General features: G+C 45.0%; 24 protein-coding genes. 2 read left to right on the top strand and 22 right to left on the bottom strand.

Going from position 1 to position 25841, the window contains the following annotated elements; translation table 11 throughout:
• Nucleotides 1-58: 58 nt before the first annotated feature.
• The 17 genes from MKY92_RS07550 to MKY92_RS07470 all read right to left on the bottom strand — a co-directional run bounded on the left by MKY92_RS07550 (nt 59) and on the right by MKY92_RS07470 (nt 18952).
• On the bottom strand, nt 59-1360 hold the full coding sequence (locus tag MKY92_RS07550; protein ID WP_339299962.1) for an ABC transporter substrate-binding protein: 1302 nt from the start codon (nt 1358-1360) through the stop codon (nt 59-61).
• Between the two features lie 530 nt (nt 1361-1890).
• Nucleotides 1891-3015, bottom strand: coding sequence for a GntR family transcriptional regulator (locus MKY92_RS07545; RefSeq protein WP_339299960.1), 1125 nt, complete (start codon nt 3013-3015; stop codon nt 1891-1893).
• A gap of 265 nt (nt 3016-3280) precedes the next feature.
• Nucleotides 3281-3658, bottom strand: coding sequence for a retropepsin-like aspartic protease (locus MKY92_RS07540; protein ID WP_124113507.1), 378 nt, complete (start codon nt 3656-3658; stop codon nt 3281-3283).
• Nucleotides 3659-3901, bottom strand: a complete 243-nt coding sequence (locus tag MKY92_RS07535; protein WP_062326752.1) for a hypothetical protein — start codon at nt 3899-3901, stop codon at nt 3659-3661.
• 293 nt (nt 3902-4194) lie between these two features.
• The gene (locus MKY92_RS07530) at nt 4195-4749 is read right to left on the bottom strand and encodes a hypothetical protein (RefSeq protein WP_339299958.1); all 555 of its coding nucleotides are present in this window, start codon (nt 4747-4749) and stop codon (nt 4195-4197) included.
• Between the two features lie 260 nt (nt 4750-5009).
• On the bottom strand, nt 5010-5588 hold the full coding sequence (locus MKY92_RS07525) for a hypothetical protein (protein WP_339299957.1): 579 nt from the start codon (nt 5586-5588) through the stop codon (nt 5010-5012).
• A gap of 230 nt (nt 5589-5818) precedes the next feature.
• Nucleotides 5819-6283 (bottom strand): hypothetical protein, encoded by a 465-nt coding sequence (locus MKY92_RS07520; RefSeq protein WP_339299955.1) that lies wholly within the window; start codon nt 6281-6283, stop codon nt 5819-5821.
• A gap of 176 nt (nt 6284-6459) precedes the next feature.
• Nucleotides 6460-6675 (bottom strand): hypothetical protein, encoded by a 216-nt coding sequence (locus tag MKY92_RS07515; protein ID WP_339299953.1) that lies wholly within the window; start codon nt 6673-6675, stop codon nt 6460-6462.
• 41 nt (nt 6676-6716) lie between these two features.
• Complete coding sequence (locus tag MKY92_RS07510) at nt 6717-7154, bottom strand: hypothetical protein (protein ID WP_339299952.1); 438 nt, start codon at nt 7152-7154, stop codon at nt 6717-6719.
• Nucleotides 7155-7313: 159 nt separating this feature from the next.
• Nucleotides 7314-7883, bottom strand: coding sequence for a DUF1643 domain-containing protein (locus tag MKY92_RS07505; protein ID WP_339299950.1), 570 nt, complete (start codon nt 7881-7883; stop codon nt 7314-7316).
• A gap of 163 nt (nt 7884-8046) precedes the next feature.
• On the bottom strand, nt 8047-8592 hold the full coding sequence (locus tag MKY92_RS07500) for a M23 family metallopeptidase (protein WP_339299948.1): 546 nt from the start codon (nt 8590-8592) through the stop codon (nt 8047-8049).
• A 171-nt stretch (nt 8593-8763) separates the two neighbouring features.
• A complete protein-coding gene (locus tag MKY92_RS07495; protein WP_339299947.1) occupies nt 8764-9873 on the bottom strand; it encodes a tyrosine-type recombinase/integrase in 1110 nt (369 codons plus the stop codon).
• Nucleotides 9874-10004: 131 nt separating this feature from the next.
• Nucleotides 10005-12047, bottom strand: coding sequence for a B12-binding domain-containing radical SAM protein (locus MKY92_RS07490; RefSeq protein ID WP_339299946.1), 2043 nt, complete (start codon nt 12045-12047; stop codon nt 10005-10007).
• Nucleotides 12048-12704: 657 nt separating this feature from the next.
• Nucleotides 12705-14585, bottom strand: coding sequence for a DNA helicase RecQ (gene recQ, locus MKY92_RS07485; protein WP_076251653.1), 1881 nt, complete (start codon nt 14583-14585; stop codon nt 12705-12707).
• Nucleotides 14586-15028: 443 nt separating this feature from the next.
• On the bottom strand, nt 15029-15151 hold the full coding sequence (locus MKY92_RS07480; RefSeq protein WP_339299945.1) for a hypothetical protein: 123 nt from the start codon (nt 15149-15151) through the stop codon (nt 15029-15031).
• Nucleotides 15152-15174: 23 nt separating this feature from the next.
• The gene (locus MKY92_RS07475; RefSeq protein WP_339299944.1) at nt 15175-17139 is read right to left on the bottom strand and encodes an ABC transporter ATP-binding protein; all 1965 of its coding nucleotides are present in this window, start codon (nt 17137-17139) and stop codon (nt 15175-15177) included.
• Entirely contained in the window at nt 17132-18952 is a 1821-nt protein-coding gene (locus MKY92_RS07470; RefSeq protein WP_339299943.1) for an ABC transporter ATP-binding protein, read from the bottom strand. The genes MKY92_RS07475 and MKY92_RS07470 overlap by 8 nt, the downstream gene beginning before the upstream one ends.
• A gap of 114 nt (nt 18953-19066) precedes the next feature.
• Here MKY92_RS07470 and MKY92_RS07465 point away from each other — a divergent pair, with 114 nt between their 5' ends.
• Nucleotides 19067-19960, top strand: a complete 894-nt coding sequence (locus tag MKY92_RS07465; RefSeq protein WP_047842083.1) for a helix-turn-helix domain-containing protein — start codon at nt 19067-19069, stop codon at nt 19958-19960.
• Between the two features lie 23 nt (nt 19961-19983).
• Nucleotides 19984-20508 (top strand): DUF5412 family protein, encoded by a 525-nt coding sequence (locus MKY92_RS07460; protein WP_339299942.1) that lies wholly within the window; start codon nt 19984-19986, stop codon nt 20506-20508.
• Nucleotides 20509-20793: 285 nt separating this feature from the next.
• Here MKY92_RS07460 and MKY92_RS07455 read toward each other — a convergent pair whose 3' ends face one another.
• From MKY92_RS07455 to MKY92_RS07435, 5 genes are all read right to left on the bottom strand, one after another.
• Nucleotides 20794-21072, bottom strand: a complete 279-nt coding sequence (locus MKY92_RS07455; protein WP_339299941.1) for a hypothetical protein — start codon at nt 21070-21072, stop codon at nt 20794-20796.
• Between the two features lie 147 nt (nt 21073-21219).
• Entirely contained in the window at nt 21220-22350 is a 1131-nt protein-coding gene (locus tag MKY92_RS07450; protein ID WP_339299940.1) for a glycosyltransferase family 2 protein, read from the bottom strand.
• Between the two features lie 163 nt (nt 22351-22513).
• Nucleotides 22514-23260, bottom strand: a complete 747-nt coding sequence (locus MKY92_RS07445) for a methyltransferase domain-containing protein (protein ID WP_339299939.1) — start codon at nt 23258-23260, stop codon at nt 22514-22516.
• Nucleotides 23247-24767, bottom strand: a complete 1521-nt coding sequence (locus MKY92_RS07440) for a nucleotide sugar dehydrogenase (RefSeq protein ID WP_339301728.1) — start codon at nt 24765-24767, stop codon at nt 23247-23249. The genes MKY92_RS07445 and MKY92_RS07440 overlap by 14 nt, the downstream gene beginning before the upstream one ends.
• 66 nt (nt 24768-24833) lie before the next feature.
• A complete protein-coding gene (locus MKY92_RS07435; RefSeq protein WP_339299937.1) occupies nt 24834-25823 on the bottom strand; it encodes an SDR family NAD(P)-dependent oxidoreductase in 990 nt (329 codons plus the stop codon).
• Between the last annotated feature and the right edge of the window lie 18 nt (nt 25824-25841).

Below are 25841 nucleotides of genomic sequence, written 5' to 3'. Positions count from 1 at the left end.
TCCAATTGTCATTCATGAATAGGCAAGGAGATAGTTCGCTCCCTGCCTACCGAGCACCCTATTTGTCGTATTTTTCTAAAGCCTTATTAACAGTCTCTGTTACTCTATCCAGGTTCTCTTTCGGAGTACCGTTACCGCGGGTAGCCTTTTCCGTAGCGGAAGCTAACTCATTCCACAGCAGTTGTCCTTCAGGAATAACTGGGCGGTTATGTGAATTGGGCAAAATATTTATAAATTCCTTCATAATCGGATCGTCTTTGTAACCGTATTTGTCGTTAACCGAATCGATAACGGAAATTTGAGAGTCAGCGTTTAATAACGTTTGCCCCTCTTCTTTCCCTAAGAATTCGAGGAATTCCCAAGCAGCAGCGACGTTCTTGGCGCCTTTAGGGATAATGGCGGACCCGCCTCCCGACCATGTCGTAAAATTAGTACCTGTTGGGGTCGGTATGGGTGCAACACCGTAGTTTAAATCCGGCTTAAATTTTTCGATACCCTTCACCGTAAAGTTTCCACTTATCTTCATGCTGACTTGACCGGAAATGAACGGATCCATTTCCTCCGTACCCGCTGCACTTGTGAATCCGGCAATATCCTCGACATTGTATTTTTGGCCGAAGTCGGTCATCCATTGTAGCGCTTCCACGACTTTAGGATCATTTGCGGTAATTTTGCCGGTGGCAGCATCCTGGAACTCTCCTCCAAATGCCCATCCCCAAGTATACAGCCAGCCTTGCGAATACCATGGGATGAACCCGATCCGTTTGAAACGTTTACCTTCCTTGATGGTTAACTTATCGGCGGCCGCTTCAAGCTCGGCGATCGTTTGTGGTGGTTTGTTGGGATCCAACCCTACTTCTTTGAAATGGTCCTTATTGTAAAATAGCAGGCGAGAGTCCGTATCCATCGGCATTGCATAAAGCTTTCCTTGATAACTGGACTCCTCCCATGCAAATGGATAATACATTTCCTTACGTATTCCGGATTCTGCTGCCATCGAGGATAAGTCAGTCAGAGAACCTTGCGCAGCCCAAGTACCGACCTTAAACCTATCGAAAAGTGCAACGTCAGGAGGATTACCGCCTGCGACTGCAGTCAGCAGCTTCTGGTCGGATCCCTCGTTGGATTCTGTATAAACCAAATTCATTTTGATCGTAGGGTTTTTCTCTTCAAATGCCTTCACGACTTTATTCATATTATCTAAATCAATTGAGGTAAGACCATGCCACATCGTAACCGTTGTAATCCCCTCTCCGGCCTGATCGCTAGAGCCTCCCTTCGTTGAACAAGCCGTTACAAGTAGTAACATAACCAGAAAGCAAACAAGAATTGGAAATGCGAATCTTTTGGATCTCCTCATTCAAAGTCCCCCTTAAGTTAAATGAATTCGTTTAACTTGAATTCCTATAGAATCCACTTCATTTTCTGATCATCCACAACTTATGTAAGCGCTAACAACTTTGGTGATATGAACTATTAAAATCAGAAAATGATGAACACCGTGAATTTGTTATAGGAAACCACTAGTTATACTAAGTATATTAATATGACATCATAAAACATGTCAATTGCAATATTACGACATCACTATTCATGATCTATGGCTATAATTTAGATATAGAAATCGCGTTTCAAGGTTGGTTAAATTTTCGGTCTCCTAACCAATTCCCTGATGTGAAACAGGCTTTACCATAAGAAAACCGCCTATCGACATACTTCATAGAAGACAGACCGCGTCTAAAAAAGGTTTTTCTTTCAGTATCAGGTCAGGAAGGTCCCTGCTTCGAAGTTTATATCTCTGATATCAAAAAAAGTGCCGATAAGCCCCTTGGGACTTCTCGACACTTTGAACAATATCCTTGCTTTTGTTTAGCTGCACTTGTATAGACCCTACCCGTTATTTTTCACGACCATACGATGTTTAATAATGTTCAGCTCGGGAACTGCTGTTCCATGCAATTGAGAGATTAACATATCCACTGCCAATTCACCCATCTGCTTCTCATCCTGCTTAATATGAGTGAAGATGGGTTGACCCAGGTGATCGTTCATGGAGTCGAAACAAACGATCTCGAATTCCTCCAGAGATTTCCCCATCGAGTGGATGACTTGAGCCAGCATGGTAGCTATTAGAAATTCCGATGCGACAAACGCCTTTACATCAGGGTGTTGTTTCAAAAAGTGCTTTACTGTTTCTTTATCACTTTCAATCGCTGTTCCATTTATGTTCTTGGGAAGGGTGCCCTTCAAGTTCGTCAATACATAGTTTTTGTTCAAATTCATTCCTTCCTGGGTGAAGGCAAACGTATATCCGAGCAGCCTTTCCTCCAATGTTGAAGTGTTCTCTTCCGGCGGAGATAAAAAGGCAATTTTTTTATGACCTTTGCTAATCAGATGACGTGTAAGATCCATGGCTGCTTTCTTATTGTCTGTATATACCGAACAAACCGGAATTCCTTTTAGATATCTATCGGCCAAAACAATTGGAAACCGATCTAATACAAGTCGAAGCAGTTCAGAATTATAGTGTTGACCATGAATGGGGGTCACGATTAATCCTTTGATGCCTAAACCAATAAATAAGTCGATCGCACGTTTTTCCTCATCCCGATCCCCGCAAGTTCGCTTGATAATGAGTTGATAATTATGCTCAGCACTCCGCTTTTCCATCGATCTAAGAAGTTGCAGGCCAAACTCGTCAGAAAAATTCGGTATAATAAACCCGATCACCCGCTTATCGTCCTCAGGAATCAAAGTTGTTCTTACTTCTGAATAATGCTTCGGTTCTTGTCCTCCAATGATACCATCGGCTACATATGAACCTTTTCCTTGTATTCGTTTAATAACTCCAGAATCTGCCAATTTCTCCAGAGCCTTTTTAGATGTTATACGACTGACGCCAAATTTTTCAGCCAACTCTTTTTCAGAAGAGACCCGGTCACCTTCTTTTAAACGACCTTCTTTAATCTCTTGTACAATATAGCTATATATCTGCTCGTATAAATGCAATTCCACAAAACCACCCTGACATCATAATATTAATATACTAAGTATATTACACAAGAAGTAATTCGCAAAGTTACTGAGAATACCGACGAACTTCTGTAGCACGGAATAAAAGGCCCTTAGTCTACAGCTCATTCCCGTTTATCTTGTGGATATGATGGTGGTGAATTTCCTTGAAGAAGGTCGAATGCCTCCTAGAGGCTTGATGATTGTACAGGCTTCCTTTCTAGTGTAAACGTTCTCATAGATTCAGATTCAATACGTCTTTTATCTCTTATGAACGAAGTAATTTAAATTCCTTTAGATCAATAGCAAATTCTCCTTCCGTCAGTATATCGAGTCCCAAAAGTCCGTTAATGTTGTGATATTTAAATGAAGTAAAATCTATGTATACATCCTTTAAAATAAAATCCCCTACCTGTATTTCCTCGATTCGCTTACTGAAGGAATGCTCTTTACCTCCAATCCCGTAGCTGGTTATGATTTCATCGTCCATACTCACTTGTATCCCAATCTCATCTACTTCATCCTGTGAAATCAAGCTGTGACTGGCTCCTGTATCGATCACAATGTTCGATATCACTTTCTTTTGCTTATTAAAATGGACTGTTATTTCCGTAAATAACAGTCCGTCTCTATATTCAATATTCATTTAAAGATTTCTCCTTAATCCTATATTTTTCCGTACTTTCACAACGATTTGATCTTTGGAAGTATGATAAACCAAAGTCTTGTCTCTACTGTTCAATAATTCACGAGTCGCTTCTTCATCACTGATCGGGCCAATCACAGCCACATCATCAATGATCTCTTGATTGTCGGTTTCTTCAGAATGAAGAACTTCGAATTTGACGAATTGATTCGGAAAGATTTGTTGAACTTCTTGCCATTTCATCATTGTCCCTCCTCTAATTTGATGGTTATATTATACCATCTCATGCCTATAACTCTCACTGGAATTTCACCTAACATTCCTGTATTCATGACGTCTCACTACCTTAAGCCCGAAAGGCGGCCGCGATGCGGTTAGCTGGTGCGGATGTGTCCGACTGATTTCGCTTTTCTGCTGCTGCCAATTTCTTCTTCGATTCCTCATTTATCTTCTGCCGGAACGAGGGCCGAATGGCCCGAAGCGTGAATATTATGTTAGCTGGAGTTAATGACTCCCATGAAATATGCCTTCGAGTTCTAACGACCTTCTTCGTTTTCCTCCTTATAAAAACATTCTCCATTCTTACATCCATATGTAATTTTCGAGTCAAAGTCTTCGTAATATATGACTTCATTAAAATCAGCAGGTGTGGTTCCTTTAATTTTCTCTAGCAAAGCTTTGGAGGCTTCCCTTGCGTTTGTTTGATTTTCCTTTTCATCATAACCAATTGCAGGTCCTGAAGGACCTTCATAAACAGCAAAGTACCACTTACTCGTATCATCGCTTACTTCTATTAAATAATAGTAAGCATCTTCAGCATTATCTGACTTATATAACGGTTCACCAAACAAAGTAAGAAGCGATCCTCTAAACTTCGCACTTTCTTCACCCGCAATAATGCCTGTATCCAGAAATTTTGAGGATCCTAATGTTTCATCTTCTTCAGTAATAGCTTTATAGGAATACATTTCATTAAGCTCCTCATTCAAAGTACGATCATTTATTACATCATTTTGTTCGGAGCTCCTTCGCGTATTATCCGAACAGCCCAACAGAACTACTAAAATCAATAAAGTTATTAACTTATACATGTTTATCCTTTCTGGAAGTTAGTAATGGTTATAACGTTTCTTCATTAATTTCAGCTAACGTTCCTATATTCACGACGTCCTCCTCCCCTAGATAGCTCCTATCTTAGGGGATCGATATGTCTGGCTGTCTATGCTTCCTCGAAACTGAAATGCCCCTTCGAATCCACTTCTAACTTCTGCCGGACCGAGGGCATATGCCCGATACGTGAATATATTGTTATAGGATGTCAGCGTCTTGATTAATTCACCCACAGATTCATTCAATTGTTAATATAGCTATAAAAATCATCTTCTCTCACATCAATCTTATTAGTTCTTGATGGCATATGGTTTTCCAACACTTTCAATATTTCTTGAAATGTAGTTTCTACATCACTACTTGAATTTATTATTCGATATTCATTCGGAAGTTTGTTCCTTCCCCTAATGAGGGAGTTCATTTTTATAGACGTTTCCCAATCAGTATAACTATTCCCGTTATCTCTATTTAGAATTCTATATTTAATCACTTCATCTTGTTCACTACAAAGTGTCAAAATAGTATAGTTATATCCTTCAAATTCTTTAGGAATATCCAACATTCTAATATCATTAAGATCTGTAATAATAATATGCTTAAACCCATGACGACTATAGTTTTTTACGACTAACATCAAATTCTCAAATGCTAATTGTTCTTCTTCTTTTTGAGTGATCTGAACTGAAGGTGCTAGAGAGCGAAATTCTGGAATCCAACCAAACTCAAAATATGGAGTCCTAAAATGTTCATGTAATCTCTGGCACAATGTTGTCTTTCCATTCCCAGGCGAACCGTGGAGAATAATAAAATCGATGTTCAAAGTCTTCACCTGCTCTTACTAAAGAATTTTCGTCTTTATGCTCTAACGCTGATTTCCTATACCGTTCCTGTGTTCACGACTCAGTACATGCTGAGTGTCCGGCGAATGCCGGACCAAGGACTATTGTCCGCAGCGTGAATATTATGTTATGTGATGCCACATCTTCTTCGAACTATCCACCTACAATTAGTTATGGATTTGAGATTTGATTTTAGAAATTTGTTTATCTATTAAGTTATGATTTTTTCGATTTCATCTTCTTTTATCTTGTTTTTTGCCAATTCATTTTTAATTTCTTGTTGAAGGTCAATTAATGCTTCTAGTTTCAATGTTATATACCAGCCTGTCCATTCTGTAACTAGGCTATCGTCAAAGCATTCTCCATCGGTATAAAAAAACATACTATAATAACCTATTCTATTATTTTTGTAGTAAATGTCTAACGTAGATATAACCCTCTGAGAATAGTAACTGTCTGCGATCTGATAATCAGGATGAAAAATAGTTTTATACTCTATTGTATCTATTGAAGGCTTAATATCTTCCAAATTCAATTCATCAAAAAACAAACTGACTTCTTCTGGGCATTCTTTCAAGTAATTATTGAATGCTACCCAAAAACCTTCTAAAGTTCTATCCATAATTTTATATGTACCGATCCAGCTTTCTAGCTCAATATTATTCAATTTAATCACCCATTCTTTAAAATCTTATTTGGTTTCGCATAACGTTCCTGTATTCATGAACCCCAAAGGGGTTATCTGCTAAAATCCCTCTCCGGAATCCCTCCAGCGGATCAAGGCTCCAAAGGAGTCGCTGCTTGAATATTATGTTACGTGAAGTCCTTCCATCGAAGAATAACTTAAGAATCCTATTTATTTAATGCTTCTAATACTAAATCTATATCTGCGTAAGCTCTCTCAGGCATTTCATCCCAGAATGATATGGTTGCATTAACATATTCTATTAAATCATTTTCATTTACTCTAAGTATATATCCCTCCAACAACACTGATCCCAATATTTCTAAAGTATCACTATCATTAAAAAATTCACTTTGAAAAAAATCGGGTCTTAGTTTTCTCAACTTATCAGCCGATTCCCCATCACCATGTTTAATTGTATTTGTTAATTGTTTGAGTTCTCGAATTTTTCCCCATGCCTCGAAATACTAACTCTATGTAATTGAAAAATTGATTGTACATGACCAAAATGCAAAGCTTTCTTTGGAAAATGAATATCATGACTCAGTTCAGAAATAGTAAATTTTATTAATTGCTGTTCCCAAGTATGATACAGAAGTGAAATAGTCATAAGAAGGTGGTTAGATTTCATCCTTAACAAATTCTGATACATCTCTACACTTTCTTCTTCTGCCCATTCAGCTACTGCAGAATAATCAGTATCTTCATTACCTCTATAATTACTATACAAATTGTTACCATACTCTTTTGCTTCTTTTTCAATATTCTCAAAATAAGTTTTTGTTTTATTGAAATAATCTAATACAATCTTCAATTCATTTTTGTATCTAGAAGGATTCCAAAAATATAATTGGGTTTGCATATTTCTACTACTTCCTTTCTAATTTTCAGGAATTTCACTTAACGTTCCTGTATTCATGAACCCCAACGGGGTTGCTGCTGAAATCCCTCTCCGAAATTCTTCCCGCAGACCAAGGCTCCATTGAGCCGCTGCTTGAATATTATGTTATGGGTAGTACCATTACTCCAGAGGATAATCACTCAATATAAATTGGTTTATCCTACTTGGATGTCTCCCTATACGCTCTTCATTATCAATGAATCCTTTAATTTCTATATTAGTTTTCTTTAATAGATTCCTTATGTATGCTTTTCTTTTGGTGTATTTTGATTTTTCAATTCCCCAACCAATAATGATCAAGTCAGTATCTGCTATAGAACTTTCAATATATTGATCATTTAATTCACCTACGGCCTCTGAATTGTTCGATAAAGCAGAAGGGTCTGTTGAAATAAATGCATATAAGTTTACTATCCTAAGTGTCCCAAAATCATTATCTATTAGAAAATTCATCAATTTACAAACACTCACATCCGTTTTTAATTCATCTGCAAAGCTCGGATTAATCATAATCACAGTCGCTTTTTTCTTCTCATTGTCCCAAACTCTCTCAAGCAAGTATCTGTGCCTTTTGTCTTTTGAAAAAATCACTTTTGATTGTATTTTAGCTTCTTGAATTATTGTCATATAATTTCGTTCCTTTCTATAAAACTTCTTTAGTGGTATTTCCGATAACGTTCCTGTATTCATGAACCCTCACTGGCTTAAGCGCGTAAGCGCGCGGGTCCGACGGACTTAGCCAGTGCAGGGTTGTCCGGCTGCCATCACTTCCCCAAAATTCCTCTGTCGGACCGAGGGGCGGATGCCATGATGCGTGAATACGTTGTTATATACTGTTGGGGCCATCTTTGAGTTAACATAAATAAAGTCTTTCTCCAAATTCCTTCATCTGTGTTCCCATTCTCTGCAAGTCAAATCGGATTTGTAATGGAGTATCACCAATCCATGCACCCACATGAATATGTGGATTTCTGGAATATCCATTGTTCCCAGCTTTCGCAACTACTTGACCAGTCGTAATGATGTCACCTTCTTCTACACTTATATCCATTACATGGGCATAAGTAACAAGAACACCATCTTCTCTTGCAAATACTATAGAACTCGCCCTTCCCGGTGTAAAAGTCCCAGGATTATTAGTTATTCGATTTATAAATATAGATTTCACAACTCCATCAAATGGAGCTAGTACATCAGCCCCCCATGTATACCAATCCTCATTGAGCCTACCGTCACCATCATACATTCGCATCCATCCATCTTTGAATCTGGTTATCATGCAATCTCTACCTAAAGCATCACCTATGTACTGGTACTGCCCTTCAGGATGTTCAATTGTTAGAAATAAATGATTGAATACAGGATTTATAATCACTTCAGAAATATTCAAATTTTTCATCCTTTCTTCATTGATTTGTAAAAAATCATTGCCCCCACTGCATATAACATCTAATTTATGTACTTCGTAAATACCACACTTCCAAAGTAATATCTGAACTACGTATATGATAACCTATGAGGCGATATATGCGAAGAAAAATTTGGTGAAAAAGGGAGAGATTTGAGATACTCAATCTCCCATGTCCATACGATCCAGTGGACTCTGAATACGCTGAATATTTTTCGTGCTCACATGCGTATATCGTTGTGTTGTTTGTGCACTCGTATGACCAAGAAGCTCCTGAATATAGCGCAGGTCTGTTCCATTTTCCAGAAAATGTGTAGCGAAAGAGTGCCGCAAAGCATGAATGCTGCATTTTTTTACAATACCCGCTCTTTGTCTAGCTTCTTCAAAAACCTTTTGTACACTGCGCTCCGTAAGATGTCGATCTGAAGACTGTCCCGGAAACAACCAACGATCGGTTTTATATTCGGCGATGTACTTCTGTACAATCTCCCAAGCAAGATGGGAGAGAAGAGTTCTTCGATCCTTTTGACCTTTTCCCTGCCTTACGATAATGGTCTGACGCTCAATGTCCAGATCACTACAGCGTAGACGAACGACTTCGCCGACACGAAGCCCTGCCGAATAGGTTAGATAAAGAATTGTTTTGTGTTTGAGATTAGTCACAGCTTTCAGCAATTGGGTGACTTCTTTTTCGGACATGACATTGGGCAACTTATTTTGTTTTTTAGGACGTATATATTGAAACTCGGCAGGATGAAGTAACACATGTTTACAATAGAATCGGATCGCACTAATCGTCTGATTTACACTGGAATGGGAGACTCCTCGCTCAAGCAATCTCAAACAATATGTCTGGACATGAGATGCACGAATTTCTGTATCGATCTGAGGAAGACTGGTCACAAATCGTTCAATCTGATTACAGTATGCTTTCATCGTTTTGCGACTGTACCCTCTCAATTTTAGAGCTTGTTGCAACTCATCTCTTCTCCATTGTGTTTTCTCTCCATGTAACTTCCATTTTCTCAATATATCACTCTCCACCCACAGCTCCGGGGAAATCTCTACATCTCGCGCATCAAAGTGCTTTGTAAACTCCTGAAGAGATGTGTCTGAATAGGGGATGACCCAACGTTTCGTGTCAGGCTCCCACCTTCTTCCTGTTACCTGACGAATGCGCTGGAAATGCACCGTATTATACGGAATTTGCACATACAACTTATCATCAGAACCTTTGGTTAAAATGATGGTGTTTTCTGCTTTATCTTTCATAAAAACTCTCCCTTCAGCTTAATTGGATTTATGAGTTCTATAAAATTAAAAAAATAAAAAAGGAAGATCATCTTCATCCCGTAAGGGAATCTAGTGATCTTCCGATGCTTTCGGAAATATGGTCGCAGCACCTACATGGCAGCGGCTTCTTCTCCCAGCGGCAGCATGTAATACTGCGCCTGCTGCCCTTCATGCTGCTGGTACACAACGACCAGCAGCGTCCGGCCTTTCGCGGCAAGCGGGCTGGCGCCAGCTAGCACACGCTCAAGCCGGAACGGAAGCACATCCAATACGGTGTGCTTCTGCAGTTCCTTTTCGCCGAGACCAAGGTCGGCGAAAGCACGGGCACCCATGACCGTCTGTGCGGTCATGGCCGAGGTCATCGGCAACGCACGCGAAGCGTTACCGTCCACCATGTCCGCCGCTCCATCCGCGGCGGACCCGGTTGCGTCGCCCGAAGTGAGCGACGCTGCACCCCCGGCTTCGCTGCCGTTCACACCCGCCGCATCTGCGGCAGCGTCTTCCCCGGCAGCAGCCGAACTTGCTCCAGCGACACTCGGGCCCGTGCCGCTGCTTTCCAGCCATGCCGTGCCTGCGGCGCCGGCAACACGTGGCAGACGAACGTCTTCCGGACGTTCAGCCAACGTTTTCATATAACCCGCCCACTGGTCTTTCTGGAGCGGATCTTCCCACCAGATTTTGCGTGGTTTGTATTTGTGGCCGAGGAAATAGTCCAGCTTCATCAGGCCGAGCACGATATCCATATGCGGCGTGTTCCGCGACTCCAGGAAGCTGTGCAGACGAGTGAACAGATCCTCGAGTTGGTGACCAATCTTCTGCCAACCCTGACCTTCCCAGTAGTCCCCAAACGCCTGGAAGAAATCAAATGGCGAATTGAACTCCTGCTCCATCAGATACTTCAGCGTATGGTCCATCCGGTGTGCGTTCCAGTATTTCTCCAGCACATCTTCCAGACGCTTCAGGCGCACGATGTCGCTGAACGGCAACACGTCACTACCCAGAATCTCATAAGGCGCGTGATCCATATACGTATAGTTGTACTTTTCCGCATCCAGACGCAGACCCGTACCACGCAGCATTTTGAGGAATCCGAGCTGAAGTTCTTCTGGTCCCAATGCAAACACATCGTTAAACGTTTTGCGGAACGTATTGTAATCTTCTTCCGGCAGTCCGGCGATAAGATCCAGATGCTGGTCGATTTTGCCGCTGGCTTTAACTTTGTTCACGGTACGACTCAGCTTCGTAAAGTTCTGACGGCGTTTCACCAGTTCATTTGTCGGATCATTGGTGGACTGAACCCCGATCTCGAACCGGAATGTGCCCGGCGGCGCATTCTCTGCCAGATAGTCCAGTACTTCAGGGCGCATAATATCCGCTGTAATTTCAAACTGGAACACCGTCCCCTGATGATTCTCAATTAGGAATTTGAACATTTCGAGCGCGTAATCTCGCTTGATGTTAAACGTCCGGTCCACAAACTTGATCAGCTTTGCACCCTTCTCAATCAGGTACAGAATGTCCGACTTTGTCCGCTCAATATCGTAATACCGCACGCCGACCTCAATACTGGACAGACAGAACTGACAACTGAACGGACAGCCCCGACTGGTCTCAAAATAAACCACACGCTTCCCGAGATCCGGGATATCCTCTTCAAATCGATGCGGTGACGGCAGATCGTTCAGATCCGCTTTTGGCCGTCCTGGCATGAGAATGATCTCTTCCCCTTTGCGATACGCCAGTCCATACACGAAGTGGAACTTCTTGCTTCCTTCCAGCTCTGTCAACAGCTGATGCAGCGTCTCTTCCCCTTCACCCATCACGATGAAATCCACATTGGGAATCCGATTCATCCAATATTCCGTGTCGTAGGACACTTCCGGCCCGCCCAGCAAAATTTTCACGTTCGGCATAACCTTTTTCAGGTTATCAATGACCTTGATTGTCTCTTCAATGTTCCAGATGTAACACGAGAAACCAATCACGTCCGCCCCACGCTGATACAGATCAGACACAATGTTCATCACCGGGTCCTTGATTGTATACTCCGCCAGGTCAATATCAAAATCCTTCTCACTGTACGCCTTCAGACAACGCAAGGCCAAGGAGGTATGGATGTACTTTGCATTTAATGTAGAAAGAATAACCTTCATGGTTCACAACCTTTGCCTGGACACCCAGACCATATTTTTTTGGTAGAAAGAAAGCTGCACAGCCATCCTGCCCCGGATGCTGTTCATCTAAACCTCTTTTGAATTAGTCATTCCATGTCTCATGGACATACCCAACTTTTGTCTTTCAAAGAGTGGACACTCTTTTCAAAAAGACATATACACCCCGCCATATAAAAATCACAACATACAGTATGAAACCCATATAATAAAACTACATGCTGTATACGATACGGTCAGCCATTCCTAACGACAATGTCCACCCTTTGAAAGACATTTCACCTTCTTTTGTCCACAATATAGAGACACGTTAATCAACTTCAACTTCAACTTGTAAAAGACCTCATTCGCATTCCATCCAAAATTCGATATCCACATCTTACTGTCTTGATCTTTGAAGCTTGAGACTCTAGCGTCGAACCAGTGCCAAACACTTTCCCCGTATCATGGATAAATCATCGACTTGCACGAAGCATATATATCAACTTTTAATCAATTAAGCTTTACGCGCCATGAACTTGAAAGACCTGAAAGCGCGAACGCAACAACAATCCTCACTTCATCCCATCCAGCCAAACGCGCTCATAATTGATCATAACTCACTCATACTTACTAATACCTACTCATACCTACTCATACCTACTCATACTCGTAAAACGCATCATCATCCGTATCCACTTCTTCGCCCGATTGCTTCTGGAAAAACTCCAGGAACGGCAGTCCGTACTTGCGATACTTGACTTCACCGACCCCTTTGATATCCAGCATGTCACGTTCTGTCTGTGGGCATACCACACTCATCTCACGCAGGGTCGCATCATTGAAGATAATGTACGATGGTACATGCTCTTTCGCCGCCAGATCACGCCGGATCAGACGAAGCTGTTCAAATACCGTCTCATTAACCGCAGATGGCATTGCATCGCGTCCGCGGCGTCCGCCATAATTCGTACCCGAAGCTGTTGCTGCTGTTTTGCGGACGACACGTTGCATCACTTCACGCTGGCCTTTGAGCACTTCCACCGCCAGTGGTTGCAGACGCACAACCGGATACTGTCCCTCAGACAGCATCAGATATCCTTCGGACACCATCACGTTGATGATCTCCGATATCTCGCGCTCTGTCCGGTTACCCATCACGCCGTAGGTTGGCAGAGAGTTGAAGCCGTAATCGAGCACTTTTTTGGCACGGGAGCCTTTGAGCACCGAAGCGACCAGCGATACACCATACCGTTCACGCATGCGGTGAATGCAGCTGAATATTTTCTGTGCATCAATCGTCATGTCTACCAACTCGCGGTCGTCCGTACAGGAACTGCACGTACCGCAAGGTGTATCGTCATGCACCTCACCGAAATAATCCAGTTGCGCACTGCGCAGACAACGCGTTGTGTAACAGTAATCCACCATCTGTTGCAGCTTCCGGTAATCGTTCTGTTTGCGGTCGCCGTCCATCGGATTCTGCTCAATCAGGAACTTCTGGGTAATAATGTCCTGTGCCCCGAATAACAGAATACACTGGCTTGGCTCTCCATCCCGGCCTGCACGTCCGGCTTCCTGCACGTATGCCTCCATATTTTTCGGCATGCTGTTATGAATAACGTAACGCACGTTCGACTTATCAATCCCCATCCCGAACGCATTAGTCGCCACCATCACTCGGATATCATCGTACAAAAAAGCTTCCTGGCTTTGGGATCGTTCATCGTCCGTCATCCCGGCATGGTAGCGTCCTGCGGGCAATCCCGCTTGCAACAAACGCTGATGCAGATCGTCCACGTCCTTACGAGTCGCGGCGTATATAATACCTGGCTCGCTGGCATGCTCGCGCGCATAATTCAGGACAAAGTCCTTCTTGCTCTCGCCGCGTAGCACACTAAACGCCAGATTATCCCGCCCAAGTCCGGTCACGTACGTCTGCGGGTCCTGCAAACGCAGCAGCCGCAGAATATCGCCCATGACCTCGGGCGTCGCTGTAGCCGTAAAGGCCGCAACCACCGGCCGTTCCGGCAAACTATCCACAAACGGCGCTACCGCCAGGTAGCTTGTCCGAAAATCATGCCCCCACTGTGACACACAGTGGGCCTCATCCACGGCAACGCACGAGATCGGCAAATAGCCCATCTCCTCGCGGAACCAATCCAGCTCCAGTCGCTCAGGCGCGACATAGAGCAACTTCAACTCACCGCGCTGCGCCGCGCGGATACGATCATTCACTTCTTTGCCGCTAAGTGTACTATTAATATACGCGGCAGCAATTCCGGCGGTCGTCAACGCATCGACCTGGTCCTTCATTAATGAGATCAACGGGGAGACAACTAGTGTCAGTCCCGAATATAACAGAGCGGGGATCTGATAACAGATCGATTTACCGCCCCCGGTTGGCATAATACCCAACGTATCTTCTCGTTCGAGCAGGCTGGCTACGATCTTTTTCTGTCCCTCACGGAAGTCGGGGTAGCCGTAATATTTTTGCAGGAGACCCTGCGCTTCTTCTAATGTAGGTGTTTGCACACTCATGTAAAGACTCCTTACTTATCACCGGTGTTTTTCCACCAGCTTGGTCCGATCCGATTCTGACATCCGAAAGCGGCACATATCCCGCATCCTTGACAACAAAATGGCGTTCTCATGACTTGTCCGTCAAGCAAACGCCGCTCCCTTTAGTTTAACGGTCCAGCCCCGAATGAGCAACCGCGTTTTACTGTAAAACGTTTGAAGCTTCTTCATTAAAATAAAAACAACCGTCCTGCCCTAGTTGGACAAAACGATTGCTTTAAACTTTACAAACCCTAAGCCATCCAGCGACTGTTTTGTAATGGATGCGCTTCTAATCTTTCAACGCCTCAACTTCAGACACAGCTAGACCACTTGTTTTGGCAATAACTGAAACTTCAATTCCAAATGAGAGCATGTTTCTTGCAAATCTCAATCGCCTTTCTTTTTTCCCCTTCTAATAATCCCTAAGCTATGCCCTTTTCCGTAGCCCACTCAACCATAGAAGCTTCGTCATGTAAATATTTCTGGCGCTCTTCATACAAACGACGTGCTTCCCGATCCTGACTCAAGAACTCCAGGGTATCCATTACTTTCTTAACCCCAGATTCATTCATGTTGTATCACCAACTCTTGCATTCATACGATAATACAATCCTTTCCTATGCATCAGTTGTTCATGCGTTCCATCTTCGGCAATTCGGCCATGTTCCATCACAAGGATGCGAGAGCACTGACGAGCAACCTCCATGCGATGTGTGACAAGCAATCCTATCCTGCCTTTCATAAAGTTCAGCAAGTGATTCATCACGTTCTGTTCTGTCTGAATATCCAGTGATGACGTTGGTTCGTCCAGAATATATAGATCGGATGACCTCATAAAGAGTCTGGCAAGCGACAGTCGCTGTTGTTGGCCTCCAGATAGATTGGCTCCTTTCTCATGCAACATTGCTGCGTATTGTCCTTCCTGTGCCTCTATATATTCATGCAAACCTGCCTGCTTTGCCGCAAGCTTCACTCTGTCCAATGTAGCGTCTGAACTCAGACGAATATTATCTTCAATCGTTCCTGTAAATAAAGTAGGTGTCTGCGGCATATACGTGAGTCTGGACTGGTCATCCATCTCTATATAATCTGCAACATGTTTATCCCCCAGCAATACGCTTCCGTTTGTTGGCTCGATCAGCCCTGCACACACTTGGCACAGTGTAGATTTGCCAGCACCGCTGGCGCCAACTACCGCAACCAGTTCACCAGGAACCAGATTAAGCGTAATCTGATCCAAAATCTTCCGACCACTGTCTTCATCGGTTAATGTAACCTGTTGAAGACATAGCATAGCAATTTCTTTTTCTTGATATGCTGTTTGTTGTGTATACCCTTGATTTTGGTCATAACTTCCCTGTGCAAGCTCCTCGTGCTTAGTGTTGGATGCGTCTGTCTTCTTGTTCTCCGCCAATTTCAACCATGTAGAGATACGTCCAAATGCACCCACGCTGGCTTGCATCTGACTCCACTGGCTGGACAAGCCGAGTACTGGCCACACCACCAGTTCAAACAGCAGACTACTTGCAACAACCATGCCCGGAGACAAAGTTCCCCTAGCCGCTGACAAAGCAATAAGGAACAACGCTGCCAATTGAGCCAGACCAAACACCGCCATCGCCACGTTATCCGACATGCTCAGGGTCATCTGCAACTTAGCCTGAACACGATTCAGTGATTGCTGTTGTGTCCGAAAACGAGCGAGAAACCACGGTGAAGCATTATACATCTGAATCACCGGTATCCCTTCAACATACTGTTGGATCTGTTCTTGGGACTCGCCTTCCCTGGATTCGACCTCATCGGACAGATGTACAATTCGCTGATCATACAATCTTGCCGTGAACCAGATTGCCCCTGCACTTACCAAGGCAATAACCGCAACCCATGCGTCTGCTCTGTACAAGTATCCCAGCGATAGAGCAATGATGAATACAACCGTAACACCCTCTGCAATAGCCTCCACAACTTCTGCACCATGCTTGGTGTCTTCCTTGATTCGAAGCATCACATCCCCGGACTTCTGTCTGCGCACCCAGGAATAGGGCATCCGATTTAACAGTCTCAACAGATCCATGGACATATCCCGTTGCATCGATTCTTTGAGCCATACCAGCACGTAACGATGCATCGCGAGCAATACGATAAACCCTGCCAGAATGGCGATAAAGAACAACGCTGTAACGTTTAACTGCTCCTGTCCCCCATCATGAATAGCATCCACGAAAAATCCCTGTACAAAGGCAAGTCCCCAATCGAAGACCGCATCTGCTGCAATAAAAATGAGCAAGATCGCTACAGCTAATCCATAAGGCTTCATCCAGCAAAAAATAACGTGCCACACCGTTGCCAGTGATACAGCTTGCTTTGGTTCATCTGGAACATGACTTTCGTTCATATGATAATGAACTTCTATTTCATTATTTTCATTACTCTCATCATTTTCATTTATCTCATATGCTCTACTCTTCTCATGACTGCTTTTCATTTCAACGTCATCGGCATATGCTGCATCTTCGATCTTGTTACTCATGCTGTTCCTCCACTTCCGTATCCTGCTCCGCAATATAGCTTCGATATCCGTTTGGACGATCCAGCAATTCACGATGAGTTCCCGTATCTTCGACGCGTCCCTTCTGAATATAGATGACCTGGTCCGCCCGTTCTATCAGCGATAATCGATGAGTAACTGCAATAACCGTTGTGCCTTTGTCAGCAGTGATTCGGGCAAAGAGATCATTCAATCGCTGCTCATGCCACGGGTCTTGAGATGACGTCGGTTCATCCAACAAAAGAATATCCGGGTTCCTCAGCATTGCTCTGGCTAAACTAATACGCTGAAGCTCACCACCCGACATCGTCCCGCCTTGCGGCTGAAGCTCTGTCCCATAGCCGAGCGATTGACGCATAATCGCGTCATGTGCATGCGTCATGTGGGCCGCAACCTCTACTTGATCGGCAGACATCTCCTCTTGTCCAAAAACAATATTCTCTTCCACTGTACCTGTGAAAATAAAGGCTTGTTGCGGAACATATACCTGATTGACATTCCCTGTCTGAACTTCGTGCATATCCTTCAGTGAATTCTTCTGATTCATGACCTGGATCGAACCAGTAACAGATGTATCTAATCCGGCTATTAATTTCAATAACGTGGTCTTTCCACATCCACTTGGCCCTGTGATTACAGTAAGCTTTCCTTTCTTGGCTTCAAAAGAAATATCTGTTAACACTTCTTCTTGCTCCGCATACCTGTAAGACACATGCTGCACGTTGATGCCAGCCGGTTTAGATTGCTTTTCAATTTCACCTGAACCCGGTTCGGACCATACATATGTATTTGTACTGGTATTAACAACCGTGTTCTTTCTCTCCAAATCCAATACCTCAAAGATTCTGGACGCATGAGAAGCCGAACCAATAAAATCATTCCACAACCCAGATAACGATTCAATCGGACGAGTTAACTGACTGCTTGCCACCAAAAAAGCTGCTAGTCCTCCTACATCCATACGTCCATTCAGGACCTGCATGCCGCCTAGATAGAGAATCAGAATCATGCCACCATACGTAGAAACCCGTCCGGCTGCCTCCGAAAGACGTTGTAATACAGATACAGACATCGTATGCCTGAACACCTGATCCATTCGACCTTTAAATTGATGGTGTACATAACCCGCGAGTCCGTAACTTCGGATCTCAACCGGGGCTTGGATGATTTCAGTCAGTATCTCATCTCTTGACGCTGCGCTGGCATTCAACTGATCATGCCGTCTTTGTAGACGTTTACCAAGTCCTACCGTTACAAGAGGATAGATCAATGTGAATGCAATGATAGCTAACGACAGCGGCAAGTTCACCCAGCTGAAGTAAGCAAAGGCAAGAATCAGCTGAATAATATTTTTCGCGAGTTCAATGCCATGTTGGTTTATCCCCTTCTGTGCTTCCTTGGCTGAAGTCCAGACCCTAGAGGTTAGGTCACCCGTATGATAATGTGCCAGATCGCGTGTCTCTGTGTTGCTAAAGGATGAGAGCAGTAGAGACTGCACAGACAATAATGTCTTTTGCTGGAATAACGTCTCGACCCTCGTCATGAATGCGGTTACAATCAATCGTAATACTACAATGCTAACGCCTATGATCAACCCTGAGTAGAGTAATGAAAACTGTGCTTCAGTCGCGCCTTTGACCAGTCTTCGGATCGATTCCAAATAACCGACCTCAATCAGGGAGACCAAACATGCGGCGAAAAGTAACAGAATGATGAACATACGGTACTTGCCCGTTAGTGTCCATAATCGAGTTAACATGCCTATCGTTGTATAATTTTTTTTGTCAGCAAACATGGATGCTTTCTCCAATCTTGTCATTAAATTATGTACTTGGTTATGATATCATCGGTGATAAGGAAAAAATGAACATTTATTGCTGTAAGTACTATTAGAAGTAGGGAGATTGATATGCAACACGATCTGCTAGACACACTGGATAAGCTATTCGACTACATAGAAGACCATATTCAAGACAAATTAACGCTGGATCATCTGGCATCTGTGACTCATATATCCAAATTCCACCTGCATCGCATGTTCAAACATGTCAGCGGACAATTGCCTGGAGAATACATTCGTTCACGCAAATTGGCACGCAGCCTGGAGCAATTGGTGAATCTGAACTGGAAGATTATCGATATCAGCGGCCATTACGCTTTTGAACATGAACAATCCTACATACGTGCTTTCAAACAAGCCTTCGGCATTACACCCCTGCAGTATCGCAAACAGGGAGCTGGAAACCTTGAATTCACAGCCCGCATGACTTCGTCCATGATCACAACGCTTCCATATGGATATATTTTCAAACCAACGTATGTACGAAAACCGGCCATGAAACTCATTGGACAACGATCCCACATTCGGTATGCAGACAATGAAGAACACTATGAAGCTAATTCAGCAGGCAACGACTTTTTTGAAAAACACTTTCATTCGATTCCTAACGTGCTGCAACCCAACGTATATATCGGATTCACCAATGAAATTAACGAAGATTACAGTACATATCAGCCGTCTGTAGAGGTCACCAGTCTGGATCATATTCCTGAAGAACTGGACGGAATTGAGGTCCCGGCCAACCAGTATGCCGTATTCAAATTCGTCTGTGATTTCCATCCAAGTCTCATCAATATTGATCATCTGGACAGTGTCTGGACATTTATCGATGAATATTGGCAGAGCCATTCGGGGTACGAGAAGAGTGATCCCTACTATTTTGAAAGAATTGATGGCAGCCTGGCTCAGGACCACTACGGAGAGTTGGACATTTATATTCCTGCAAAGCAAATTTCACTGTAAGCTGCAAATGGAGGTTCAACCTTATGGACTCAAATACTCAAGCTAATTCAAATTCATCCCATACAGATTCTCGCAAACCTTGGATACGTAGACACCCTATTCTTACTACATTTACATTGTTGATTCTTGTACTGTTTGCCGCTGTATTCCTGTATTTCTGGCTCCGTCCTTATTTCTCTACGTTCGACCGTTCCGAGCTGGGTGAATTGAGTTATTCCATGCCTTCAAGGAATGGTGAGTATACTGCCGAGATCTACGGTGTGCCCTATGGTGGTGCGGCAGGCGGCGTTACAATCTGGGTCGATGTAAAGAAGACAAATGCCCCTGAGGACGCCACGGTAAAAACGATCTATCGTGCCAAGCACCACGGAAATAACCATCTCGAATGGGAAAGTGAAAACACACTCCGGATTGAAAACTGGAATGAATATACGGATGAGACCATGACCCTCAATATCGATGACGAAATATATGATGGATGGGGCTGGGCGTGTAAGAGCTTACGGATGAAAGATCAGTCTTTGCGATGCCTGGCACCCGAAAAGTAAAACAACTTAACAGCTAAAATGACGACCCTAAGCAATGAAGGTCTCATCTTGACGCGTAATACTCACTGCATCTCACATCAGAAGTTCCACGATGCATATGCCTTGTGAGAAATCTCACCAAATGCTACTTTCATTACACCATGGCAGGAGATACACGCGGCACGAGAAGCATTAAAAGCCCCGCTCACCGACTCTTTCGGTCAAGCGGGGCTTCTTTTGTTCACTAACAACTTCGTATCTATCGGACTTAAAACATATGACAGCATTATAATTTATCTATCATATCTATTCTGCTTCTGCTTCTGCTTCTGCTTCTGCTTCTGCTTCTGCTTCTGCTTCTGCTTCTGCTTCTGCTTCTGCTTCTGCTTCTGCTTCTGCTTCTGCTTCTGCTTCTGCTTCTGCTTCTGCTTCTGCTTCTGCTTCTGCTTCTGCTTCTGCTTCTGCTTCTGCTTCTGCTTCTGCTTCTGCTTCTGCTTCTGCTTCTGCTTCTGCTTCTGCTTCTGCTTCTGCTTCTGCTTCTGCTTCTGCTTCTGCTTGCAATTGTGCCTTACACTCTATTTCCAATCAACCCTTATTTTCACTGATCCATCCTATCGCATCCTACCAGCAACGGATTAGTTTCTTTGTTATTTCACTTCTATTTCAATCTATTTTCTCTATCTCTACTCCCACTTCAAACTCTTCTGTCCTCATCTGTCCCAGTTCATCTCCCTATTTACGCGGTGACACTTCGCCACGTTCTTCCCGCTCCTTCATCTCTTTGCGTACCACAACTTCGAGCTTCTGCCGATTCGCAAGCAATCCGGGATCGTTGGGCAAGTACTCACGGGCTTTGGTGTTATGCAGCAATGCCTGTTCCCAGTTGCCCAGATGAGCATAACAAAGGGATAAACGGGCATGTGGTAGCCAAGTGCGGCAGGCCTCTGGTACCGGGCGCAGACCCGGATCGCGGCTACTCACGTCTACCGCCTGCATATACCAGTAGATCGCCGAGACGGGTTCCTGCCGCTCATGAAAACAGGCCGCAATGGCACAGCAGAAATCGGCATGTGGCAGGTCATACTGGAACGACTGCAGCAATGCACCGAGCTTGCGACCCGGCTCACCCAGTCGTTCATAACATTCCGCCAGCCGCGTGCAGGCAATGAGGCGATCCTCGCGGTAACCGCTTGGCTGCTCCAGCAGCTTTGTGTATCCGCGTGCCGCCGCCGCATAACGCTGGCGGTCATAACATTCGCCTGCATAATAAAACAGCAGGCGGCCTTGGGCTACGCCCTCTTCGGCGATCCATTTGCGCAGAATGCGCACGTTCCGCGCCGAATGATGTCCCGCTTCGCGGCGGTGCGTGACGGCAATGTCTGCCGTAATGACCTCGCCCCGCGGGAAGCTAAGCTGCTCGTGCAGCCGGCCATGCCAGCGGCACCCGGCATCCCGCTTGACCAGGCGAAGGCGTCGGTCCGTCACAAGTGGACTTCCCTCCGCTCCCTCGGCCAGCGTGTAGTTCAAGATCACAGCTTCCGTCTTCCCCCCGGACGGAAGCTGCTGCTTCAACACCTCCAGCTTCGCCCGTTCCGCGGACAGCAGCACATCATCCGCATCCAGCCACAGGATATACTCCTGCGTGGCCTTGGCGAATGACTCATTCCGCGCTGCGGCAAAGTCTTCCTTCCATTCATACGTGTAGACATGTTCGGTATACTGCGCAGCGATATCCATCGTGCGATCCGATGAACCGGTATCCACAATGATGATCTCGTCCGCGATGCCGGCAACCGAGTCCAGACAGCGCGCCAGCATGCGTTCCTCGTTCTTCACAATCATGCACAGACTGATGGTGATCACGTTTTGAGCCCCTTCCTGTCGTACGCGTATTGCAAATGTCGATCATGCAAGTTCCCCTATTTTCTAACTAACTCAATTCCATAGTTCCGGTGTATCTGCAATAATTTTAATCTCTCAGGCACATGCCCTCTTATATCCTATCCTGCTACACTCGTACCCCATGTTACACCTCTCCACTCTCCTGACGACGTAGACGTTTCACCTGCTCCACCGCACTGTCCAGTGCCTTCTTGCGCTGTTTCATTACGCGGAGATGCTGTTGCTCCACCTCGGCAAAATGTGCATGATCCAGCTCCATCCACTCCATCAGTTGATCTAACGTTGGCGACATATGCAGCTGTGTTCTCCGCCGTCTGCGGGCCACGCAACATAGATATTTATGATGAACTTCCAGTTTCAAGACTTCGAAATATGGCATTAGACACATCGCCAGATTTCCTGCATAGAAGGTCTGCTTGTGATCATAGAACGGATGATATCCATATGGCACGGTTACAACCAGGGTTCCCTCTTCTTGCAATAACCGATGAATCTGAATCAATAAAGTCTCTGGATGAGCAAAGTGCTCCAGCACTTCTCCAAGCAGTACCGTGTCAAAAGTCGTTCTTACTTTCCATTGCGTAATATCCAGCATCCGAAAATCCACATTGTTCCTGACGGGTCTGGATTCTTTGGCAAGCTCTTCTTGTGCATACTTAATGCTCTCTTCCTCCAGATCAATGCCAGTGACACGAAATCCTTCACGGCCCAGCAGAATTGACGTAATACCCTGACTGCACCCGATATCCAGGATACGTTTGCCTGTCGCTTCACGGCACATCCAGTGGATACGTGTTCTCGTCGCTTCATGAGAATCTTCCGAGTTTATCTCGCCATAGTAGCGTTCACTTACACGATCATGATTTGCCATGGGCATCTCCCTGATCCTTGTCGGGATCGATGGCAACTTCATGGTGATCTGCATTATCCTCGACTGCCGTTTCTTTTTGTCCTACCCATGCTACACTCTCCTGTTGCTCGCGAACTCCCTTCACCTCAGGCCGTACAGGCTGGCCCAGCACTACAATATTTCCTCCGCGGCATCCGGCAGTGGCGTTACGTGTATCGAAAATCAGCTTCGCATGATCTGCCATCTCCTGATAATCAAATCCCGAATGATCCGTTGTGATGATCACCAGATCAGCTCCTGTCCACAATTCCGGCACAGCAGGCCGAGACTGGAGCATCATACCGTCATCCTTACGGAAGACAGGCACCATCGGATCGGTGAAAACCACTTCTGCCCCCGCTGCGCTCAGCAGCCGGAAGACGTCCAGTGCTGGTGATTCGCGCAAGTCGTCAATGTCCTTTTTGTAAGCCATACCAGCGAGTACAACGCGCGCTCTCCGAATAGATACACCATTCTGCTCCAGCAGCTCCGCGGCACGCTTAACCACTCTCTCTGGCATTTGCCGATTGGTTGTATCCGCCAGCTGGATGAACTGCAGCTCCGATCCCTGACGGTTTGCTGCCCAGGACAGATAGATCGGATCGATTGGGATACAATGTCCGCCGATGCCGGGACCGGGATAGAATGGCATATAACCAAACGGCTTGGTTGCCGCCGCATTCAGTACTTCCCAGATGTTTACACCCATCTGTTCACAGGCCGGGGTCAACTCATTCACGAGTGCAATATTGACACTACGAAATGTATTTTCGAACAATTTTGCCGTCTCCGCTACCGTTGTTGAACTAACCGGAACAACTTCGTTGAGGAATGAGCCGTAGAACTGTTTACCATAATTCAGACAAGCGGGTGTCGAACCACCAATAATCTTCGGGGTATTTTTCACACCATAATGAACACTGCCCGGATCTACCCGCTCCGGAGAATAACAGACGTAGAACTGTTCTCCAGCTCGCCAGCCGTTTGCCACTTCAATCGGTTGTTTCACGCGTTCCTCCGTTGTGCCCGGATAGGTCGTGCTTTCCAATATAACCAGGCTGTCTTCCTGCAAATACGGAGTCATGCCATCCACCGCCGCCGAGATATACGAGATATCCGGTTGATGATCGGCAGTCAGCGGAGTGGGCACACAGATCACGATGACATTCGCCTGTCTCACCGCTGCATAATCGGTGCTTGCCGTGAATAATCCAGCCTGCATAAGCGACTGCACAACATCATCTTCTATACCTATGACATACGAATGCCCGGCACGCAGCTTAGCTACCTTGGAAGTATCGATGTCAATCCCGTGGACTTGGTAACCTGCTTGTGCCATCTCTACGGCCATAGGTAAACCAACATAGCCGAGACCGATGACAACAGCCTTCAGGGAGCGATCATTAATATGTTGTATTAGGGTACGTTGCTGTAACTCTTCATTTCCTTCGTGCTGGTTGTGCCGATGATTCTCTTCCATTCCTTCCACCTCCAAACGCTCCGCCTCCCTTCGGTGGGAGTGTCTGAAAACTCCGAACGAGTTTTGAGACACTCCCTAATCGATATAGCCGCCTGCACGCAAAAACCGGGCAATCGCTGGCTTGTTCATCATGGCACTGTCCGAGCGATACTCGGAGAAGTTCACACGAGGCAGGCTGCTGTACTGATCTGTCAGCCCCTTGTCCGGGTGCTCCGGCAGGATCACATAATACTGCGCATCGTATTGACGAGTGCGTGGTGCTTCAAAGGGCGAGATCAGCACTTCATGCAATTTCTCGCCTGGACGTATGCCCGTCACCTTATAATCGAAGGATGGACGACCTGCCTGTTCCAACATGACGGATGCCAGATCCGTCATCTTGCAAGCTTTCATTTTCATCACAAATGTCTCCCCGCCCACAGCCGCCTCAGCCGCCTTAAGCAGTAAATGTATAGCTTCGGTACGTGTCAGAAAAAAACGGGTCATGCCTTTGTCCGTAATGGTCGGGCTTTTGCCTTCATCGATCTGACGACGGAACAAGGGTACAACACTACCGCTGGTTCCAAGCACATTGCCCCCACGGATACAGACAAACCGGGTACCTTCACTTAGCCAGTTGGCACGGATCATCATTTTTTCACCCAAGGCCTTTGTCATGCCATATACGTTAATCGGATCTACCGCCTTATCGGTGGACACATCAATGACTTTGGGAACCTGCATCCGAATTGCAGCCCGAATAATATTCTGCGTCCCGATCACATTCGTCTTGAACGCTTCATCCGGCTGGTCCTCGCACACTGGTACATGCTTCAGCGCAGCCAGATGAAAAAGTACATCCACGCCTTTGCACGCATCTTCCACTGCCCGATAATCCCGGATATCCCCAATGATGAATCGCAGACGCGGGTCATGGTTGAACTCACGCTGCATCGCAATCTGAGCATATTCGTTACGAGACAGGAGGCGAATCTCTGCCGGGTCCTGTTCCAGAAGCACCTCGGTCAGCTTTTGACCCCAGGAGCCTGTGCCCCCGGTAACCAGAATCGTTTGTCCTTTAATCATGCATATACCCCTCCCTGA

The sequence above is a fragment of the Paenibacillus sp. FSL R5-0623 genome (genome assembly GCF_037974265.1).
Taxonomy (GTDB): domain Bacteria; phylum Bacillota; class Bacilli; order Paenibacillales; family Paenibacillaceae; genus Paenibacillus.
This window is presented reverse-complemented; position numbering and strand designations above follow the sequence as displayed.

Bases quoted from the DNA above. Each gene is read 5' to 3' on its own strand.
- MKY92_RS07500 (WP_339299948.1), bottom strand. From the start codon at position 8,592: ATGAAAAATTTGAATATTTCTGAAGTGATTATAAATCCTGTATTCAAT.
- MKY92_RS07480 (WP_339299945.1), bottom strand. From the start codon at position 15,151: ATGGATACCCTGGAGTTCTTGAGTCAGGATCGGGAAGCACGTCGTTTG.
- MKY92_RS07550 (WP_339299962.1), bottom strand. From the start codon at position 1,360: ATGAGGAGATCCAAAAGATTCGCATTTCCAATTCTTGTTTGCTTTCTG.
- MKY92_RS07470 (WP_339299943.1), bottom strand. From the start codon at position 18,952: ATGTTTGCTGACAAAAAAAATTATACAACGATAGGCATGTTAACTCGA.
- MKY92_RS07530 (WP_339299958.1), bottom strand. From the start codon at position 4,749: ATGTATAAGTTAATAACTTTATTGATTTTAGTAGTTCTGTTGGGCTGT.
- MKY92_RS07490 (WP_339299946.1), bottom strand. From the start codon at position 12,047: ATGAAGGTTATTCTTTCTACATTAAATGCAAAGTACATCCATACCTCC.
- MKY92_RS07460 (WP_339299942.1), top strand. From the start codon at position 19,984: ATGGACTCAAATACTCAAGCTAATTCAAATTCATCCCATACAGATTCT.
- MKY92_RS07510 (WP_339299952.1), bottom strand. From the start codon at position 7,154: ATGCAAACCCAATTATATTTTTGGAATCCTTCTAGATACAAAAATGAA.
- MKY92_RS07445 (WP_339299939.1), bottom strand. From the start codon at position 23,260: ATGGCAAATCATGATCGTGTAAGTGAACGCTACTATGGCGAGATAAAC.
- recQ (WP_076251653.1), bottom strand. From the start codon at position 14,585: ATGAGTGTGCAAACACCTACATTAGAAGAAGCGCAGGGTCTCCTGCAA.
- MKY92_RS07495 (WP_339299947.1), bottom strand. From the start codon at position 9,873: ATGAAAGATAAAGCAGAAAACACCATCATTTTAACCAAAGGTTCTGAT.
- MKY92_RS07475 (WP_339299944.1), bottom strand. From the start codon at position 17,139: ATGAGTAACAAGATCGAAGATGCAGCATATGCCGATGACGTTGAAATG.
- MKY92_RS07540 (WP_124113507.1), bottom strand. From the start codon at position 3,658: ATGAATATTGAATATAGAGACGGACTGTTATTTACGGAAATAACAGTC.
- MKY92_RS07435 (WP_339299937.1), bottom strand. From the start codon at position 25,823: ATGATTAAAGGACAAACGATTCTGGTTACCGGGGGCACAGGCTCCTGG.
- MKY92_RS07465 (WP_047842083.1), top strand. From the start codon at position 19,067: ATGCAACACGATCTGCTAGACACACTGGATAAGCTATTCGACTACATA.
- MKY92_RS07535 (WP_062326752.1), bottom strand. From the start codon at position 3,901: ATGAAATGGCAAGAAGTTCAACAAATCTTTCCGAATCAATTCGTCAAA.
- MKY92_RS07505 (WP_339299950.1), bottom strand. From the start codon at position 7,883: ATGAATACAGGAACGTTATCGGAAATACCACTAAAGAAGTTTTATAGA.